This window comes from Bacteroidota bacterium, from assembly GCA_016194975.1.
Taxonomy (GTDB): domain Bacteria; phylum Bacteroidota; class Bacteroidia; order Palsa-965; family Palsa-965.
On the sequence record JACQAM010000001.1, the window covers coordinates 18238 to 36348 of the forward strand.

The window sequence follows — 18111 nt, forward strand, 5'->3', positions numbered from 1 at the left end:
AAATGAGAAAATTCCATAGGAAAAACTTCAAATATTCCACACGAGGCCGGATCTCAATGTGAATATAACTGAGAATAGGACGGAAGTTCGGGAAGAAAAATATAATTCGCTGTCGAGTGATCCGCCTGACAGCAGAAGTGTTTCATTCCATTGGTAAGCAAAAACAGATTGGCACCGAGTGTAAGATTGTATCTCGCTGCCTGGTCAAAAACTTCCTGCGTAATTTCCACTTCCGGCGATTTGCATTCCACGATGAGCACCGGTTTCATTTCGTGCGACCACGCAACAATGTCGCATCTTTTATTGAGCCCGTTCACGCTGATGGATTTTTCCACGGCAAGTAATGATGCAGGAAATTTTTTTTCATTCACGAGCCATTTCACGGCATGCTGTCTCACCCACTCTTCCGGCGTTAACACGATCCATTTTTTTCTCACTTCATCAAATAACTCTTGCTTCGTTCCTGCATTGCGAAGGCGAAAAATGTATTCCGGAAAATTCAGCGGCGGCAGCATTGCAGGACAAGATTATGAATATTTTACTGTCGCATCAGAATTGCTCTCGTTATATTTGACCGCATATTTTCAGAAATTGACACTCGAAAAACTTATTTGTCCGCAATGCGGTGGAAATGACCTGGAGGAAACCGGTGATCTCCACTACAAATGTAATTTCTGCGGAACAGCTTTTCGCGATGAAGAAGTGGAAATAAAAAAAGATCGCTCCCTGCGGTGGATATAAAAAAATCTTCGCAGGCATCAAAGCTCGCGGAATACCGGCAGGAAGTGGCGGATGAAGAAGACCTCGGAAAAAAAACCAAAGCCATTGTTCTTGTTCTTGCTTTGATACTTCTCGCCTGCATCGCGGTGCTCTTTACCTGGTGAACATCAGGCGTGTTTTTATAAAAAAGTATTTCCCGGCCAATATTCCCAATTGAAAAAAAAGAATTTGCAGAATACAACCGATCTGCTTTCTATCTTCGCTCCACAAAATCCATTCATGAAAACAAAAGAAGAGATCGTTGCCAACTGGTTGCCGCGCTACACGGGAGTTCCGCTGGAGAAATGGGGGGAATACATTCTGCTCACCAATTTTTCCAATTATGTGAACCTGTTTGCAAAACTGCATAAAGTGAAAGTGCAGGGTGTGAATAAACCAATGCCGAGCGCACACGCAGGAGGAATTTCCATCATCAATTTCGGAATGGGAAGCGCAACTGCTGCAACAATAATGGATCTGCTCAGCGCCATACAACCGAAAGCCTGTCTCTTCCTCGGGAAATGCGGAGGATTGAAAAGAAAAAATAATCTCGGCGATCTTATTCTTCCTATTGCGGCGATACGCGGCGATGGAACCAGCAACGATTATTTTCCACCGGAAGTTCCGGCGTTGCCTGCGTTCAGCCTGCAAAAAGCAATTTCAACCACGATCAGGAATCACAAAAAAGATTACTGGACGGGAACGGTTTACACTACGAACAGGCGCGTGTGGGAGCACGATGAAGAATTCAAAGAATACCTGCGATCGATCCGTGTGATGGCCATTGACATGGAAACTGCCACTATTTTTTCAGTTGGTTTTCATAATGAAATTCCAACAGGAGCGCTGCTGCTGGTTTCCGATCAGCCCATGGTGGCAGAAGGAATCAAAACAGAAAAAAGTGACCGAAAAGTGACCGACCGTTTTGTAGAGTCGCATCTTAAGATCGGAATCGATTCACTGAAAGAACTGATCAATAACGGCCTTACGGTGAAACATCTTCGCTTCTGAGATCGTGTGCAGAATAATGAATGAAAAATAATTGGCTATTTTCGTTTCGTTATGCCCCGTGCATTTTTTCTCCTCATTCCTTTTTTTATTTTTTTGCTGGCAGATTGCCGTGGAGAAAAAATCTGCAGCGGGCTCAATCCCGAACTGGCTACTTACAACACCACGAAACGTTTGCGCAAAGGCGGCAGATCGCTGCACAGTGAACCCGAACGCGAGGCGCATCGCCACCGGATGAAAACCATGAAGAAAAAAAGTAAAACGAAATCAACCGGAGCTTATTCGGGGCATGGATTCTTTCATTTGAATCTTCATCTTTTCGGCGGACATGCGCATGCGTCCGGGCAGGCAAACGTGCGTGCGAAGTCGTGAGCTTTTTTTCTGAACAATTTTTACAACTTCATTTTCTGCTTTCTGTCCGCGCTTAATTTTGCAGTATGGAATTCAACGCTATTCTTTCCGATCTCAAAAAGAAAAATTACAAACCGGTTTACGTGCTGAGTGGAGAGGAACCGTTTTACATTGACAAAATTTCGGATTACATCGAGAAGAATGTTCTTGATGATGCAGAAAAAGAATTCAACCAGACCATTCTTTACGGGCGTGATGTGGATGTGAATACGATCGTGAGTGAAGCGAAACGTTATCCCATGATGGCCGAGCGGCAGGTACTGATCGTGAAAGAAGCGCAGCATGTGGAAGAAATTGAAGAGCTCGAAAGTTACGTGCAACAACCGCTCAACTCCACGCTGCTGGTGATCTGTTACAAATACAAAACGCTCGACAAAAGAAAATCGTTCGCGAAGTCGGTTTCAAAGAATGGTGTGTTGTTTGAATCGGAAAAACTGCGCGATTATAAAATTCCTGACTGGATCGCAGGTTTCCTGAAAGAAAAAAAATATTCTGCCGGGCCGAAAGCGTTGCAGATGCTCACCGATTATCTCGGCACCGATCTCGGAAAGATCGTGAATGAGCTTGAAAAAATAATGATTATCATTCCGTCCGGCGCAGAGATCACTCCCGAACTGATCGAAGCGAATATCGGGATCAGCAAAGACTATAATTCATTCGAACTCACGAGCGCATTTGCAAAGAGAGACATCCTGAAAGCAAATCGTATTGTGAATTATTTCGCCGATAACCCGAAAGAACATCCCTTCCCGGTGACAATGAGCTTGCTGTTCAATTATTTTTCGAAACTCCTGCGGTATCATTTTCTTACTGATCATTCCCGCGAGAATGTTGCGAAGAGTCTGGGCATTCATCCGTTTTACGTGAATGAATACGTGACGGCGGCTAATGCTTATTCCGTAAAAAAGATCAAAGCAGTTTTTTCTTTTTTGCGTGAATATGATCTTCGCTGGAAAGGAGTGGATAATGTGAATGCCGATGAAGGAGAACTGCTGAAGGAACTGACGTGGAAGATCATTCATTGAAATTCCAAAAAAAAGAAAATCCAAATTCCAAAATTCCTGTCAGGGGCAGGCAGGCAACATTGTAGGGTTCAGATTTGAGATTTGGAGCTTGGAAAGTTATTTCTGTTTTCCGGGAACTACGCGTGCTTTGGGATCGAGTGAGCGATACTTGAAGGGAATATCCACGATCTCGGAAAAAGTTTCTCCGTGATCTTTCATTTCCTCGTCATCTGAAAAATATTCCCAAGTCACTTCGAGCGGAATCTGCTTCGTATCTTTCACCATGCGCATATAATCCAGAAATGCTTTTGAAGAAAGTGTGTTCATGTATTCGAGCCGGAAGGTAAAAGAGAATTTCTTCACTTTTTCAGGATCGAGCGATTCGATGTATTCTTCAAGATGTCGGAAAAAAACGTAGGCATTTTCAGGAATGGAAACCCCCGAAATCGTTATAGATCCTGCATTTTCATCAATGATAACGAGTGGCGTGTGCCGGGTGGGTTGTATACGCATAGTTTTCGCATGCGGGGGTATGCCGCTCCAAAATTAAAAAAGTAATCGAGCTACGAAACTTTAATTCATCTTTGTTTCACAAATTATCCAATGAACTACTTTCTTGTAAAATCAGAACCCTCCGCCTACTCGTGGGAACAATTCGCTAAAGACGGAAAAGCACGATGGGATGGCGTGCGCAATTACGCCGCGCGCAATCACCTGCGCGCAATGAAAAAAAACGATGAAGTGCTGTTCTATCACAGTAATGAAGGAATGGAAATTGTGGGCATTGCGAAAGTTGCCAATGAAGCATACCGGGATCCTACTGCCGGCGACGATGATCGCTGGTCGTGCGTGGATCTTGTTCCATTGAGAAAACTGAAAAAAGCAGTCCCGTTCACATCTATAAAAAAAGAACACGCTCTGAAAAATCTTCCGCTCGTGCGCATACCGCGCCTGTCCGTGATGCCGGTAACGAAAGAAGAACTCGCTGCTATTCTCAGCATGTCGGAATGAGCCGACTGTTCCTTTATTGGAACCTCCTGTCTTCTCACATCTACCGCCTGTTAATGTAACGTCGGATGAATAAGGTTAACCCTTATTTTTGCCCACTATAAAAAACGCCTATACTATGCGCAAATTTCTGGCCTGCGCCGCATTTACAATTCTAAGCCCCGTTTTTATCATTGCACAGAACGCCACCATTCGCGGAACTGTGACCAGCGCCAGTACCGGTGAAGCGGTTCTGTTCGGTACTGTATATCTCGATGGAACTTCCTATGGCGTTACTACAGATATAAACGGATTTTATTCGCTCACAAAAATTCCTCCGGGAACTTACACACTCATTGCGCAACAATCAAATTATGAAAGCGGAAGTCTTAGTGTTACAGTGAAAGCAGGTGATATCACCACCCAGAATATTCAGCTCAAGCCACGCGTGATGAAAGAGGTCGTTATTTCCGCACACAAACAGGAACAACAGGAAAATCCGGGTGTTGGACATACTTCCATGAATGCAAAAGATATTACACGTGTTGTTGCTGTGGGCGGTGTGGCCGACGTTGCACAATCTGTGCAGGTTCTTCCCGGCGTGGTAAGTTCCGGTGACCAGGGCGGGCAACTTTACATTCGTGGCGGAACTCCGGTGCAGAATAAAGTGCTGCTGGACGGAATGATCATTTACAATCCCTTTCACTCGATCGGATTATTTTCTGTTTTCGATACCGACATCATTAAAAATCTTGACGTGTACACCGGTGGATTCAATGCCGATTACGGCGGAAGAATTTCTTCGGTAATGGATATCACAACGCGCGATGGAAACCGGAAACGTTTCGGAGGAAAAATCACCTTGAGCCCGTTCGGATCCAAACTCATGTTCGAAGGGCCTATCGAGCGCATGGACACGAGCAATAGACATGGATCAATCTCTTATGTTTTATCAGTGAAGAATTCTTACCTGCGGCAGACCTCGAAATTTCTTTATCCCTATGTCGACAGCACAAATGGACTTCCATTCAACTTCAATGATTATTACGGAAAAGTTTCTTTCAACAGCATCAACGGAAGTAAACTGAATCTTTTCGGATTTCTTTTTGATGATACAGTTACCAATTTCAAATCGGCGGTGAGTCTCAAATGGAAAGCAATGGGATTCGGAAGTAATTTCCAGGTGATCCCGGGATCTTCCACTACGCTCATCAAAGGAAATTTCGCTTACTCGCGTTACGCTATTGGAATGACAGAAAATTATTTTCAGCCGAGAAACAGTTCGGTTGACGGATTCAACATGGGTTTGAATTTTACTTATTTCCAGCGCAAGAATGTGATTAACTACGGTCTTGAAGTGCTCGGTTATTCCACCGATTTCTTTTTTGAAAATTCGGTGCACCGGACGATCGATCAGAAAGACAATACCACGGAATTTGCCGCTTACATGAAATACAAATGGATCTCGAAGAATTGGGGAAAAGATTCTACAAAAACGCGGAACCTTGTCATTGAACCCGGTTTCCGTTTTCAGTATTATGCATCGCTCAATGAAATGTCGCCCGAACCACGTCTCGCTTTTAAGGTGAATGTGAATGATCATTTGCGGATCAAAGGCGCTGCCGGAATGTATTCGCAGAATCTGCTCAGCGCTGTTTCCGATCGTGATGTGGTAAATCTCTTCTACGGTTTTCTTTCCGGGTCTGATAATATTCCATCGCATTTCACGAATCCCGATGGAAGCGTAGTGGAGGTGAAATCAAAATTGCAGAAAGCAGAACATGCGATCCTCGGTGTGGAATATGATCCTATCGACTCCACGCAGAAATGGGGAAATCTCGAATTCACACTCGAAGGTTACCTGAAAGATTTCACGGAACTCACGAACCTGAACAGAAATAAACTTTATGATGATGATGCTTCGAATGCCGACAAACCGGATGAACTTAAAAAAGATTTCATTGTGGAAACCGGTAAGGCGTATGGCGCCGATTTTGTCTGCAAATATGAATTCAATGATATTTATTTGTGGACCGTTTATTCTCTTGGTTATGTTACCCGCTGGGATGGAATAGAAAGTTATCGTCCGAATTTCGATCGTCGTCATAATATTAACGTGGTCGCTTCTTATAATTTCGGCCCGAGAATTTCTCATCGTGATACATTGACCGGAAAAAAAGTGAAGAGTGATGTGCACAATAAATGCTGGGAGGTAGATGCGCGCTGGAATTTCGGGACCGGATTTCCTTTCACGCCTACGCAGGGATTTTACGAAAACCTCGCCTTTAACAGTATCACTTCGAATTACACTTCACAGAATGGAACTCTCGGTATTCTTTACGGCCAGTTGAATTCTCACCAGTTGCCAACTTATCATCGCCTTGACATAACAGTTAAGCGCGTCTGGGAATTCAGTGATATGAACAAACTGGAAGTTGCGGCAGGTTGTACGAACGTTTACAATCGCGCGAACGTCTTTTATTTCGACCGTGTAACTTACAAGCGGGTGAACCAGTTGCCGATCATGCCGAGCATCAGCATGAACTGGGCGTTTTGATGTGTAATTTTTTGCTAACAAATCACCTATCTTTTTAAGAGTTTACCAAAAAACTGCATTCTGCTGGCCGCTTACTGTATCATCTTCCTTACATTTGTATCCCGGTTATCAGTTCTATTCTCCTATGTCATCCACCAAGTATGTTTTTGTAACCGGCGGTGTTTCTTCCTCTTTAGGTAAAGGAATTGTCTCGTCTTCTCTCGCAAAATTATTGCAGGCTCGCGGCTATACAGTCACGATCCAGAAACTGGATCCTTATATCAATGTCGATCCCGGTACACTGAATCCGTATGAGCATGGTGAATGTTATGTGACGGATGATGGTGCAGAAACCGATCTTGATCTCGGTCATTACGAACGTTACCTGAATGTTCCTACTTCGCAAGCGAATAATGTTACCACCGGAAAAATTTACAAAACAGTAATTGAAAAAGAAAGGCGCGGAGACTACCTCGGAAAAACAGTTCAGATCATTCCGCATATTACCGATGAAATAAAACACCGCATTCGTTTGCTCGGCAACACGGGACAGTACAATGTGATCATCACCGAGATCGGTGGCACAGTTGGCGACATCGAATCATTGCCTTATGTGGAAGCTGTTCGCCAGTTGCGATGGGAAATGCCGAAAGATGTACTGGTTGTTCATCTCACGCTCGTTCCTTATCTCTCCGCTTCCGGCGAATTGAAAACAAAACCTACGCAGCATTCTGTAAAACTTTTGCAGGAATACGGCGTCACTGCTGATGTGCTGGTGTGCAGAACTGAACATCCCCTGAGCAATGAGCTCAAACGGAAAGTAGCACTCTTCTGCAATGTGGAAAGCAACGCGGTGATCGAAGCGATGGATGCAAAAAGTATTTATGAAGTTCCGCTACTCATGGAAAAAGAACAACTCGATTCAGTAGTTCTCCAGAAACTCGGACTCTCCATTGACAAACCTGCGGATCTTTCCGGTTGGAAAGAATTTGTGAATCGTTTGTATCATCCGAAAAGTGAAGTGAACATTGGTCTCGTGGGAAAATATATTGAACTGAAAGATTCCTACAAATCCATTGCAGAATCTTTTATTCATGCAGGCGTTGCAAACGATTGTAAAGTGAATCTTTCCTGGATCCATTCAGAAAGTATTACCGAAGAAAATGTGCATCAGAAATTATCGGGCCTCACCGGCATATTGGTCGCACCCGGATTCGGCCATCGCGGAATTGAAGGAAAAATTTCTGCCATAAAATTTGCACGTGAAAATCATGTTCCTTTTTTCGGAATTTGTCTCGGCATGCAGTGTGCGGTAATTGAATTTGCGAGAAATGTACTTGGTATGAAAGGAGCGCATTCCACCGAGATGGATGGAAATACTCCGTATCCTGTTATTGATCTTCTTGAAGCGCAGAAAAAGATCACGCACAAAGGAGGAACCATGCGTCTCGGCGCCTATCCCTGCCAGTTGAGTGAAGGTTCAATTGCTTCCAGGGTGTATGCGAAACATACGATCTATGAACGTCACCGCCATCGCTATGAATTCAACAATGAATACCTGAATGATTTTGAAAAAGCAGGAATGCATGCGTCAGGAATAAATCCTGAAGGCGGACTCGTTGAGATCGTTGAGTTGTCGGGCCATCCGTGGTTCCTCGGTGTGCAATTCCATCCTGAATACAAAAGCACAGTGGATAATCCGCAACCGCTATTCGTGAATTTTGTGAAAGCAGCGGTGACTATGCGCAATGAACGCCCGGTGGGAAGCCGCCTCGAAAAAAAGTGATCAGCTTTTTTTTTTCGTTTCAGAAATTTCTCTTTTGTGTTTCCATCGTTTGTGGCTCCACAACCAGTATTCCGGCTGAGCAATAATATCTTTCTCCAGCAGCCGCGTTACTTTTTCTGTGATCTCCCCGTACGCTGTTGATTTCGGATCATCAGTCACAAGAGTGAGATCAAGTGAATAATATCCCCTTCTCACTTTATTGATCCTTGCATAGAGAACCGGCTGCCCGGTTTCTTTCGAGAATTTTTCCGTTCCGAAAAGTATCCCGGTTTCCTGATTAAGGAATTTCATCCAGTAACAATTCTTATTGGAAGAAGGCGATTGATCGATCGCGAAAATAGTTGCGGTAGGTTCTTTTTGTTTTTCCGCGAAAAATTTTTTCACCTCTTTTGCCGGGAGCATGATGGTTCCGTGTTCACTTCTCGTTTCCCTGAGTTTTCGATCGAAGAATTTATTGGATAGCGGCTGGTAAATGATGTACACTTTGTGTTTCATAAAAGAATCGATGCCGGCCAGAAACATTTCCCAGCTGTTGTAATGGCCGATGGCAATGATCACACTTTTATTTTTTGCAAAATATTTTTCTGCCAATTCCGGATTACTCAAATGCAATCTCCGGTGAAGTGTTTTCTCTGAGATGGTAAATGATTTGAATCCTTCGAGCAGCAGGTCGCCGAGGAACAGGTAGAATTTCCGCGCAATTTCTTTTCGTTCTTTTTCACTCCGATCAGGAAATGCATTACACAGATTTTCTTTCACCACTTTTTTCCGGTAACCGAAAACGGGGTAAAGAAAAAAATACATCACGCGAGCTATTCCGTGAAGAAAGAAAAATGGCATGCACGAAACAGGAACAAGAACAAGATAATAAAGCAGGAAAGGAAAAATATTCATTCGTGAAATATCCGGGAGATTATTTTCAAAACAAAGTTCGCAAAGAAAATGTATTCGCGCATGGCTTTCACGCGAGGTACAAATTGCCAATCAACACGAATATACCAATCACCGATTTTTTACAGTCACTGCACAACTGTTAATAATGCCAAAGATCATTTGATTTCCCAATAAGATCACTTATGATACGCACCAATGACCAATAACTAATTTCTGTATATTTGTGAATACCCAAATGGGTTCCCGAAATTCTGCTGAAAATGAAAATACAAGAAGGAATAGTGAATTCCACCGGAATGGAATATAACACGGAGCAACCGTCGATGGTGATCGCCGAATACGGGCGCAGCGTTTCCCGAATGATCGAATATTGTCTTTCGCTCAAGGATAAAGAAGCACGCTCCTACTGCGCGCGTTCCATTGTACGCGTGATGGGCATTCTCAATCCGCAGATCAAAGAGATCGTCGACTACGAACATAAATTGTGGGATCATCTTCACATCATGGCCGATTACAAACTGGATGTTGAATCTCCATTCCCGAAACCTGAAAAATCAAAAATGGATTCCAAGCCGGATCGCGTTCCTTATCCGCAAAGCGATATCAAATTCAAACATTACGGAAAAATCCTCGAAGATCTCATCAAGAAAGCGATGATGGAAAAAGACGAGAAGAACCGGGAACTTTTCACCGACCAGCTCGCGCAGCTTATGAAAAAGCAATACCTGAACTGGAACCGTGATTCGGTGAACGACCAGCTCATTGTTGAACAACTTGAAAATCTTTCAGGGGGAAAACTCAAAGTGAGCGAACAATTCCGCTTCCTGCACACGAGTGAAATTCTTCCCAAGAACGCTATTCCGCAAAACCAGATGCAGCATCATTCGAACAAGAAAAAAATGATGAACAAGAAAAAGAAAAAAAGATAATTCCAGTTGTCAGCACCAGTTGTCAGTGTTAAGCTTCACTTAGTTCTGCAACTGAACACTGACAACCGACAACTGACAACTGAATGTCTTCATTTGAAATTACAGGCGGAAAAAAATTAAAAGGCGAGCTTATTCCACAAGGCGCCAAGAACGAAGCGTTACAGATACTCTCTGCTGTTCTGCTCACTCCCGAAAAAATTACGGTCAGCAATATTCCCGACATCGTTGATGTGAATAAACTCATCGATCTTCTCCGCGATCTCGGCGTGAAGATTGAAAAGACAGGCCGCGAAGAATATTCTTTCCGTGCCGATAATGTGAATATCGATTATATAAACTCCGAAAAATTCAGAAATAAAGGCGGCGCGCTGCGCGGTTCGATTATGATTGTAGGCCCGCTCCTCGCGCGATTCGGAAAAGGTTTTATTCCCAAACCTGGTGGCGACAAGATTGGCCGTCGTCGTCTCGACACACATTTTATCGGTTTCGAAAATCTCGGCGCTAAATTCACTTACGATACGCAGAATGAATTTTACACCGTAGAAGCAAAACGTCTCAAAGGCGCACACATGCTGCTGGAAGAAGCATCCGTTACAGGCACTGCAAATATCCTGATGGCCGCTGTCCTTGCCGAAGGAAAAACCACGATCTATAACGCAGCCTGCGAACCTTACGTGCAGCAACTCTGTAAAATGTTGAACAGGATGGGCGCAAAAATTTCCGGCATCGGTTCTAATCTTCTCACTGTGGAAGGCGTAGAAAAACTCGGAGGAACAACGCACCGCTTGCTACCCGACATGATCGAAGTGGGAAGTTTCATCGGCCTCGCTGCTATGACGCAATCGGAGATCACGATAAAAAATGTTGCGCATGATGAACTCGGAATGATTCCCGGAGTTTTTCAACGGCTCGGAATTAAAATGGAAAAGCGCGGAGACGATCTTTTTATTCCGGCACAGGAATCGTACGAGATCGAAACTTTTATCGATGGATCCATTCTTACTATTGCCGATGCACCGTGGCCGGGATTCACGCCTGATCTTCTCAGCGTCGTTCTTGTTGTTGCAACGCAAGCGAAAGGAAGTGTGCTCATTCACCAGAAAATGTTCGAGAGCCGTTTGTTCTTCGTCGATAAACTCATTGACATGGGCGCACAGATCATTCTTTGTGATCCACATCGCGCAACTGTGATCGGCCTCGGAAGAAATCATAAACTCCGCGGCGTGACCATGACCTCGCCCGATATACGCGCAGGCGTGTCGTTGCTGATTGCAGCACTTTCTGCCAACGGAAAAAGCATTATTCACAACATCGAACAGATCGATCGCGGTTACCAGGACATTGACGGGCGACTGAAAAAACTTGGTGCAGAAATTGTGAGAAAGAACTGAGCAAACATTTTTTTTAAAACTGAACTGAAAAGATCGTCAATACATTTTATCATGAAAAAATATTTCTTTATTCCTTTCCTGGTTTTTATCACCCCGCTTTTTTCACAGACCGGGAATATGATCGGGCTCAACGTCGGGAATATTGCACCGGAGATCGCTGAAAGAGATACGAGCGGAGTCGATACACTCCGGCTTTCTTCTCTCCGAGGGAAAATGGTGCTTATCGATTTCTGGGCATCCTGGTGCGGGCCCTGCCGGCACGAAAATCCCAATGTGAGAAAAACTTATCTCGCTTATAAAGATTCTACGTTCGTCAATGGAACTTCACTCGAGATCTTCAGCGTATCGCTCGATCGCGACCGTGCTTCGTGGATCGCTGCCATCAAACACGATAGTTTGTTCTGGCGTTATCATGTGAGCGATCTCGGATACTGGGGAAGCAAAGAAGCGCAGCTTTACCAGGTGAATTCAATTCCCACCAATGTTCTCATTGACGGAAACGGCGTCATCGTTGCTAAAAACCTTCATGGCGATGAATTGCCGAAAGCTTTAAGCACGCAAACCATTCACCAGAAAAAAGGAAAAGCACATCACAAAAAACCAAAAAAGAAAAAAGAACCCAATTCAGGATGGATCGATCAGCCGGGAATGCTGGAAGAGAATGATCTTTTCCACTGAGAAATATTTTTTTCAGGCAAACCCGTTTCCTACTGACAGGAACGGGTTTTTTTGTCGCTTTTCCCCAATAAAATTCTCGCTTTCTGTCAGTATGACGCATTATCTTTGCGCGGTCTGAAATTTGAACAACTGCATTAATGAAAGATTTTTTTAAACGGAAGAAAATGAGTGATGAAAAAAATGAAACGCCGGTAGAAAAACAGGAAGTTTCGCCGGAGCATACTAAGGCGGAAGTTCAGAAGGATCTTCCGGGCATTCCCACAGATGAAAAAGAAAAACGCATTGCCGAACTGGAAGAACAACTTGCAGCGATCAATGATAAATACATCCGTCTCTATTCCGAATTTGATAATTTCCGGAAACGCACAGCGAAAGAGCGCATAGAAATTCTGTCAATGGCCGGCGCCGATGTGATTAAAAACCTGCTTCCGGTAGTGGATGATCTCGATCGCGCTATTGCCAACAATGAAAAAACGGCTGATGCAAAAGCGATGAATGAAGGAATTGTCCTCATTGCACAGAAATTCAAAAGTATGCTGGGAAAGAACGGACTCGAACCGATGGACTCAAAAGGAAAAATTTTTGATTCCGAAATTCACGAGGCAGTGACGAATATTCCCGCACCTACTGAAGATCTGAAAGGAAAAGTGGTGGAAGAAATTGAAAAAGGTTATTTGCTCAATGGAAAAGTGATACGCTTTGCAAAAGTTATTGTCGGTTCCTGAATGTTCAAGGTTTAATGTTCAAGATTTTAAATTCAATAATTGGGAATCAATTTAAATAAAATAATATGGTTTCATTTCAATCATCCGGAGAAATTGAATAATGAGTAAAAGAGATTACTACGAAATTCTGGGAGTTGGCAAATCAGCTTCTGCCGAGGAGATAAAAAAAGCTTATCGCCAGATGGCTATTAAATTTCATCCCGATAAAAATCCCGGTGATAAAGCGGCGGAAGAAAAATTCAAGGAAGCAGCGGAAGCGTATGAAGTGCTGAGCAACGCCGAGAAAAAAGCAAAATACGATCAGTTCGGTCACGCAGGCGTAGGCAGCAGCGCTGCAGGCGGGCACGCTGGCGGATTTTCAATGGACGATATTTTTTCTCAGTTCGGTGATATTTTCGGCGGCGCATTCGGTGGCGGTGGTGGATTTGGCGGAGGAACAAGAGGCGGCCGGCGTGTAAGCCGCGGACAAAATCTCCGTGTGAAAGTGAAAGTTACTCTCGAAGAAGTAGCGAATGGCGTAGAAAAAAAATTAAAAGTTCCGAAATATGTAAGCTGCGATAAATGTCATGGCACCGGCGCTGCAAATGGTTCTTCCACGAATACTTGTCCTACTTGTAAGGGAAATGGCCATGTGGTACAATACATGAACACGATGCTCGGCCGAATGCAAACAACTACTATTTGTCCCACTTGTCACGGAGAAGGACAAACGATCACCGACAAATGCAAATCATGTCACGGAGATGGAGTGGTGCGCGGCGAAGAACAGATCTCGGTGAAAATTCCTCCTGGTGTGCACGATGGAATTCAATTGAGTGTAAGCGGAAAAGGAAATGCAGGTCCGCGCGGTGGAGTTCCCGGAGATTTAATTGTGCTCATTGAAGAAATTCCGCACGAACATTTTACACGCGATGGAAATAATATTTTTTACGAACATCACATCAGCATTCCCGATGCAGCACTCGGCACGAGCATTGAAATTCCTACGCTCGACGGAAAAGCGCGCGTGAAAGTAGATGCAGGAACACAAAGCGGAAAAATTCTGCGGCTGAAAGGAAAAGGGTTGCCCGATCTGAATGGTTATTCGCGCGGTGACCTGCTCGTGAGTGTGCAGGTGTGGACGCCTACGCACCTGAATTCCGAAGAGAAAAAACTGATGGAGAAACTCAAAGATTCTTCGAGCTTCAAACCGAATCCCGGAAAGAAAGAAAAAAATTTCTTCGACAGGATGCGGGAATATTTTGAATGAGTGGGGAGAATGGAGGGAGGAAATCAAAGATCATTTTAATAAAGAATAATTTAAGGCGCGTTTACTTAGAGGCTGTCTAAATTTCATCCTTCTGTTTTGAACTGCCGGGCCTGCTTATTGCCCCGTCTGCTACTGATTGCAATCGCATTCGTCGGGCAAGATTTTCCATTCTCCATTCTTAATTTTTCCCAACTCTCCGCCTTTATTAAAATTTCGGCGGACAGGCACACTCCCAACTCCCAACTAACAGTTATCTTCGTTACCAATGGGAAATTTGCTGGTCACGAAAAATATTGTGAAGCGTTATGCCAACCATCTTGCGCTCGACGATGTTAGCATTTCAGTTCCCGATGGAACAATTTTCGGATTGCTCGGGCCGAATGGCGCAGGAAAGACAACGCTCATTCGCATCATTAACCAGATCACCGGCCCCGACAGCGGACAAATTCTTTTCGATGATCGTTTGCTCGAACCACGGCATGTGCAGCAGATCGGTTATCTCCCGGAAGAGCGCGGACTCTATCGCAAAATGGAAGTGGGCGAACAGGCCATTTATCTTGCGCGGCTGAAAGGACTTTCAAAACAGGAAGCGAAAAAAAGAATTGAAGAATGGTTCGAACGTTTTGAAATGAAGGGTTGGTGGAAAAAAAAGGTGGAGGAACTTTCGAAAGGAATGCAGCAAAAAGTGCAGTTCATTGTTACCGTGCTGCACGAACCGCGTTTACTTATTCTCGATGAACCGTTCAGCGGATTCGATCCGATCAATGCGGCGCTTATCCGCGATGAAATTCTTCGATTGAAAAAAAATGGCGCCACCATCGTCCTTTCCACTCACAACATGGGATCGGTGGAAGAATTGTGCGACAACATTGCGCTTATCAATCGCGCGAAAAAAATTCTCGATGGCAATGTGAAAGAGATCCGCAAAACTTACGCATCGCGCACTTACGATATTCATTTCAAGGGAAACATGATGGGTTTCACCAATGCGTTGTGGACCGGATCAGAGCTGGTGGAAAAAGGAGAACACGGCGGAATGAATTTTGCGCGGGTGAAACTCATTGGAAATACAACACCGAACCAGTTGCTGGATTCTGTTCTCCCGGTGAGCGAGATCCATTCTTTCAATGAAGTATTGCCAACGATGAATGATATTTTCATTTCCAAGGTGCAGGAGAATTCGGGCGCGGAAGAATCGAAAACAATTTTCGGGACAAAAAGTAATTTCACGGAATAATGGGAAAGATCGGCATCATCATGCGCAGGGAATATTTCACAATGGTGAAAAACAAAACGTTCATCGTAATGTGTTTTCTTGCGCCTGTATTTTTTGCCGGCGTTATTCTTGTTCCTGCTTTTCTTGCCGGGAGAAGTGCGCCGAACAGGAAAGTGGTGGTCGTGGATGGATCTTACGAAGGTGCGAATTGCATTCACTTCATGAATTACCCGGTGGTGTTCAGGGATTCGCTCAATATTAAATTCGATATTGATCACGTTGCGAATAAAATTTCCGACATAAAAAAATTATACCACGATTCCTCCGACTGTTCCATTCTTTACATCTATCCGCATTTTCTCGGCGCGTGCGATTCGCTCGACCAGGGCGATTACGACCTGAAAACAGATCTCTATTCGAATACGGATCCGAATCAAACCGTGATTAATTATCTGAAAGCGCAACTCAATGGCGTTTACCGCGAGATGATCTTCCTGCACGATTCTGTTCCGGAAGATGTGATCCAGAATACAAAACGTGAAGTGGTGGTGAATAATGTGGTACGCGGGAAAGTGACGAATTCCGAAGTGAAAGGCGCAGCTGGTTTGATCTTCGGGCTCATCATTTACATTTACATTTTACTTTTCGGCGTGGTGGTGATGAAAAGTGTGGTGGAAGAAAAAAATACACGCATCGTGGAAGTGATCGTTTCTTCCGTGAGGCCGTTCCAACTGATGATGGGAAAAATTCTTGCCGTGATGCTCGTGGGACTGACTCAATTCGCAGCGTGGGTCATCATTTCATTTTTCATTATTACTCCTGTCATCAACAAAATTCACGACAAGCAACTCGACTTCACCAAAGCGCAACCGCACAACATGACCACTGCGGTGGTTGTACCAGAACACAACAGCATGCTGAACTTCGATGTGAATGAAGAAACCGAAACCACAGTGAACACGATCATGTCCATTCCCTGGGGAAATTTACTTCCCTCCTTCGTATTCTATTTTATTTTCGGTTACCTCATGTACGCTTCCATTTTCGCAGCGATCGGATCGGCGGTGGATACGGATGCCAATACGAGCCAGTTCACTGCGCCGGTCACGATCCCACTGGTCATCTCCGTCGCATCATTTGTTTCCATCGTGAATGATCCTGATGGCCCTATAGCAAAATGGCTTTCGATGATCCCGTTCACTTCGCCCGTGGTCATGCTCATGCGCATACCTTACGGGGGCGTGAAAACGTACGAGATCTATCTGTCAATGGCAATTCTCGTTGCTTCTTTCTTTTGCATGACCTGGATAGCAGGAAGAATTTACCGTGTGGGAATTCTCATGTACGGAAAAAAAGTTTCGTGGAAGGAATTAGGGAAATGGATTTTCTATAAAGCATAAAATTCAAAATTTCAGATTCAAGATTCAAAACATCTGATAATTTAAAGAATCGTGAATCCTTGAATATGAGAACAGCTATCATCGATCTCGGAACAAACACTTTTAATCTTCTTATTGCGGAGATCAAAGCAGATCATTCATTCGAAACATTGTACCATGAAAAACTTGCGGTGAAGCTTGGAGAAGGCGGAATAAATAAAGATCTGATAGCCGAAGCTGCATTCCTTCGCGGGCTTGAAGCAATGGAAAATTATTTTTCTGTGACAAAGCAATGGAACGTTGATAAAATCCTGGCATTCGCAACCTCCTCTATCCGCAATGCAACGAACGGAAAAGAATTTGTGGATGCGGTGAAAAGCAGAACAGGAATTGATATTGAAATTATTCCCGGAGAAAAAGAAGCAGAACTCATTGCAAAAGGTGTTAAGCTCGCCGTGAAATTATCGGATCATCCGTCGCTCATCATCGACATCGGAGGGGGCAGCACTGAATTCATTATCATGAACAATGAAAAAATTCTGTGGAAACAGAGTTTCGAGATCGGCGCATCGCGATTGCTGCAGAAATTCAATCCTTCGGACCTCATCACGGAAGAAGAAAGAAAAAAAATTTTCGATTATCTCATTGACGTGCTTCAACCACTCTGGATCGCGGGAAAAAAATATGGCGTGAATGAACTCATCGGCGCTTCCGGATCTTTCGAATCGCTTGCATCGATCGTAAATGCAAAACACGGTTTGTTTCCGGATATTGATGAGATCACCGAATGCGAATTTGAAATGGAACAATGCGCGGTGATACACGAAGAAATTCTCGCATCCACGCGCGCGCAACGTATGCAGATGAAAGGACTCATTGCCATGCGCGTCGATCTCATTGTGATTTCAGCGATACTCGTGGAAACGGTGGTCACACAACTTGAAATAAAAAAAATGCGTTACTCTGCTTATGCTTTGAAGGAAGGTGTTTTGTCTGAACTCCTGCAACAACAAAAAAATTCAGAACATTGACAGCACATTTTTTTTGCCAAAAAATTATTTACCATCTCTTAACTCAAAACCCAAAACTCAAAACCCATAACCCATAACCCATTACTTTTTAGTATTTTCGCACCCCTGAACAATTTTAATCTCTAACC

At 44.0% G+C, this 18111-nt stretch carries 19 protein-coding genes; 16 read left to right on the forward strand and 3 right to left on the reverse strand.

Annotated elements, in window-relative coordinates:
- Positions 1-53 precede the first annotated feature (53 nt).
- The gene (locus tag HY064_00070; GenBank protein MBI3509027.1) at positions 54-512 is read right to left on the reverse strand and encodes a type I restriction enzyme HsdR N-terminal domain-containing protein; all 459 of its coding nucleotides are present in this window, start codon (positions 510-512) and stop codon (positions 54-56) included.
- A gap of 79 nt (positions 513-591) precedes the next feature.
- On the opposite strand from HY064_00070, the gene HY064_00075 reads away from it, so the two are divergent.
- The 5 genes from HY064_00075 (at position 592) to holA (ending at position 3203) form a co-directional block, all read left to right on the forward strand.
- Positions 592-741 (forward strand): hypothetical protein, encoded by a 150-nt coding sequence (locus HY064_00075; protein MBI3509028.1) that lies wholly within the window; start codon positions 592-594, stop codon positions 739-741.
- On the forward strand, positions 732-884 hold the full coding sequence (locus tag HY064_00080; GenBank protein MBI3509029.1) for a hypothetical protein: 153 nt from the start codon (positions 732-734) through the stop codon (positions 882-884). The genes HY064_00075 and HY064_00080 overlap by 10 nt, the downstream gene beginning before the upstream one ends.
- 115 nt (positions 885-999) lie before the next feature.
- Entirely contained in the window at positions 1000-1770 is a 771-nt protein-coding gene (locus tag HY064_00085) for an AMP nucleosidase (GenBank protein MBI3509030.1), read from the forward strand.
- 51 nt (positions 1771-1821) lie between these two features.
- Positions 1822-2139 carry a hypothetical protein gene (locus HY064_00090; GenBank protein ID MBI3509031.1) on the forward strand — a complete coding sequence of 106 codons (318 nt, stop codon included), beginning with the start codon at positions 1822-1824 and terminating at the stop codon, positions 2137-2139.
- A 65-nt stretch (positions 2140-2204) separates the two neighbouring features.
- Positions 2205-3203 carry a DNA polymerase III subunit delta gene (gene holA / locus HY064_00095; GenBank protein ID MBI3509032.1) on the forward strand — a complete coding sequence of 333 codons (999 nt, stop codon included), beginning with the start codon at positions 2205-2207 and terminating at the stop codon, positions 3201-3203.
- Positions 3204-3299: 96 nt separating this feature from the next.
- On the opposite strand, the gene HY064_00100 is transcribed toward holA, so the two are convergent.
- Complete coding sequence (locus tag HY064_00100; protein ID MBI3509033.1) at positions 3300-3695, reverse strand: DUF1987 domain-containing protein; 396 nt, start codon at positions 3693-3695, stop codon at positions 3300-3302.
- 90 nt (positions 3696-3785) lie between these two features.
- Here HY064_00100 and HY064_00105 point away from each other — a divergent pair, with 90 nt between their 5' ends.
- The 3 genes from HY064_00105 (at position 3786) to HY064_00115 (ending at position 8491) form a co-directional block, all read left to right on the forward strand.
- Positions 3786-4193 carry an EVE domain-containing protein gene (locus HY064_00105; GenBank protein ID MBI3509034.1) on the forward strand — a complete coding sequence of 136 codons (408 nt, stop codon included), beginning with the start codon at positions 3786-3788 and terminating at the stop codon, positions 4191-4193.
- A 115-nt stretch (positions 4194-4308) separates the two neighbouring features.
- On the forward strand, positions 4309-6726 hold the full coding sequence (locus HY064_00110) for a carboxypeptidase-like regulatory domain-containing protein (protein ID MBI3509035.1): 2418 nt from the start codon (positions 4309-4311) through the stop codon (positions 6724-6726).
- Between the two features lie 124 nt (positions 6727-6850).
- The gene (locus tag HY064_00115) at positions 6851-8491 is read left to right on the forward strand and encodes a CTP synthase (GenBank protein MBI3509036.1); all 1641 of its coding nucleotides are present in this window, start codon (positions 6851-6853) and stop codon (positions 8489-8491) included.
- Here HY064_00115 and HY064_00120 read toward each other — a convergent pair whose 3' ends face one another.
- Positions 8492-9385 (reverse strand): lysophospholipid acyltransferase family protein, encoded by an 894-nt coding sequence (locus tag HY064_00120; protein ID MBI3509037.1) that lies wholly within the window; start codon positions 9383-9385, stop codon positions 8492-8494.
- Positions 9386-9645: 260 nt separating this feature from the next.
- On the opposite strand from HY064_00120, the gene HY064_00125 reads away from it, so the two are divergent.
- From HY064_00125 to HY064_00160, 8 genes are all read left to right on the forward strand, one after another.
- Positions 9646-10314, forward strand: a complete 669-nt coding sequence (locus tag HY064_00125) for a DUF4290 domain-containing protein (GenBank protein MBI3509038.1) — start codon at positions 9646-9648, stop codon at positions 10312-10314.
- An 83-nt stretch (positions 10315-10397) separates the two neighbouring features.
- A complete protein-coding gene (gene murA / locus HY064_00130) occupies positions 10398-11705 on the forward strand; it encodes a UDP-N-acetylglucosamine 1-carboxyvinyltransferase (protein ID MBI3509039.1) in 1308 nt (435 codons plus the stop codon).
- Between the two features lie 51 nt (positions 11706-11756).
- Positions 11757-12383: a TlpA family protein disulfide reductase gene (locus HY064_00135; protein ID MBI3509040.1), complete on the forward strand. Its 627-nt coding sequence runs from the start codon at positions 11757-11759 to the stop codon at positions 12381-12383.
- A 137-nt stretch (positions 12384-12520) separates the two neighbouring features.
- Positions 12521-13108 carry a nucleotide exchange factor GrpE gene (locus HY064_00140; GenBank protein MBI3509041.1) on the forward strand — a complete coding sequence of 196 codons (588 nt, stop codon included), beginning with the start codon at positions 12521-12523 and terminating at the stop codon, positions 13106-13108.
- Between the two features lie 100 nt (positions 13109-13208).
- Positions 13209-14357, forward strand: coding sequence for a molecular chaperone DnaJ (gene dnaJ, locus HY064_00145; GenBank protein MBI3509042.1), 1149 nt, complete (start codon positions 13209-13211; stop codon positions 14355-14357).
- A 265-nt stretch (positions 14358-14622) separates the two neighbouring features.
- The gene (locus HY064_00150; protein MBI3509043.1) at positions 14623-15594 is read left to right on the forward strand and encodes an ABC transporter ATP-binding protein; all 972 of its coding nucleotides are present in this window, start codon (positions 14623-14625) and stop codon (positions 15592-15594) included.
- A complete protein-coding gene (locus HY064_00155; protein MBI3509044.1) occupies positions 15594-16973 on the forward strand; it encodes an ABC transporter permease in 1380 nt (459 codons plus the stop codon). The genes HY064_00150 and HY064_00155 overlap by 1 nt, the downstream gene beginning before the upstream one ends.
- A gap of 65 nt (positions 16974-17038) precedes the next feature.
- Positions 17039-17983, forward strand: coding sequence for a phosphatase (locus HY064_00160; protein ID MBI3509045.1), 945 nt, complete (start codon positions 17039-17041; stop codon positions 17981-17983).
- Positions 17984-18111: the final 128 nt, after the last annotated feature.

Excerpts from the sequence above, each read along its gene's own strand:
- HY064_00085 (MBI3509030.1), top strand. The coding sequence starts at position 1,000 with ATGAAAACAAAAGAAGAGATCGTTGCCAACTGGTTGCCGCGCTACACG.
- HY064_00090 (MBI3509031.1), top strand. The coding sequence starts at position 1,822 with ATGCCCCGTGCATTTTTTCTCCTCATTCCTTTTTTTATTTTTTTGCTG.
- holA (MBI3509032.1), top strand. The coding sequence starts at position 2,205 with ATGGAATTCAACGCTATTCTTTCCGATCTCAAAAAGAAAAATTACAAA.
- HY064_00100 (MBI3509033.1), bottom strand. The coding sequence starts at position 3,695 with ATGCGTATACAACCCACCCGGCACACGCCACTCGTTATCATTGATGAA.
- HY064_00105 (MBI3509034.1), top strand. The coding sequence starts at position 3,786 with ATGAACTACTTTCTTGTAAAATCAGAACCCTCCGCCTACTCGTGGGAA.
- HY064_00110 (MBI3509035.1), top strand. The coding sequence starts at position 4,309 with ATGCGCAAATTTCTGGCCTGCGCCGCATTTACAATTCTAAGCCCCGTT.
- HY064_00115 (MBI3509036.1), top strand. The coding sequence starts at position 6,851 with ATGTCATCCACCAAGTATGTTTTTGTAACCGGCGGTGTTTCTTCCTCT.
- HY064_00120 (MBI3509037.1), bottom strand. The coding sequence starts at position 9,385 with ATGAATATTTTTCCTTTCCTGCTTTATTATCTTGTTCTTGTTCCTGTT.
- HY064_00125 (MBI3509038.1), top strand. The coding sequence starts at position 9,646 with ATGAAAATACAAGAAGGAATAGTGAATTCCACCGGAATGGAATATAAC.
- murA (MBI3509039.1), top strand. The coding sequence starts at position 10,398 with ATGTCTTCATTTGAAATTACAGGCGGAAAAAAATTAAAAGGCGAGCTT.
- HY064_00135 (MBI3509040.1), top strand. The coding sequence starts at position 11,757 with ATGAAAAAATATTTCTTTATTCCTTTCCTGGTTTTTATCACCCCGCTT.
- HY064_00140 (MBI3509041.1), top strand. The coding sequence starts at position 12,521 with ATGAAAGATTTTTTTAAACGGAAGAAAATGAGTGATGAAAAAAATGAA.
- dnaJ (MBI3509042.1), top strand. The coding sequence starts at position 13,209 with ATGAGTAAAAGAGATTACTACGAAATTCTGGGAGTTGGCAAATCAGCT.
- HY064_00150 (MBI3509043.1), top strand. The coding sequence starts at position 14,623 with ATGGGAAATTTGCTGGTCACGAAAAATATTGTGAAGCGTTATGCCAAC.
- HY064_00155 (MBI3509044.1), top strand. The coding sequence starts at position 15,594 with ATGGGAAAGATCGGCATCATCATGCGCAGGGAATATTTCACAATGGTG.
- HY064_00160 (MBI3509045.1), top strand. The coding sequence starts at position 17,039 with ATGAGAACAGCTATCATCGATCTCGGAACAAACACTTTTAATCTTCTT.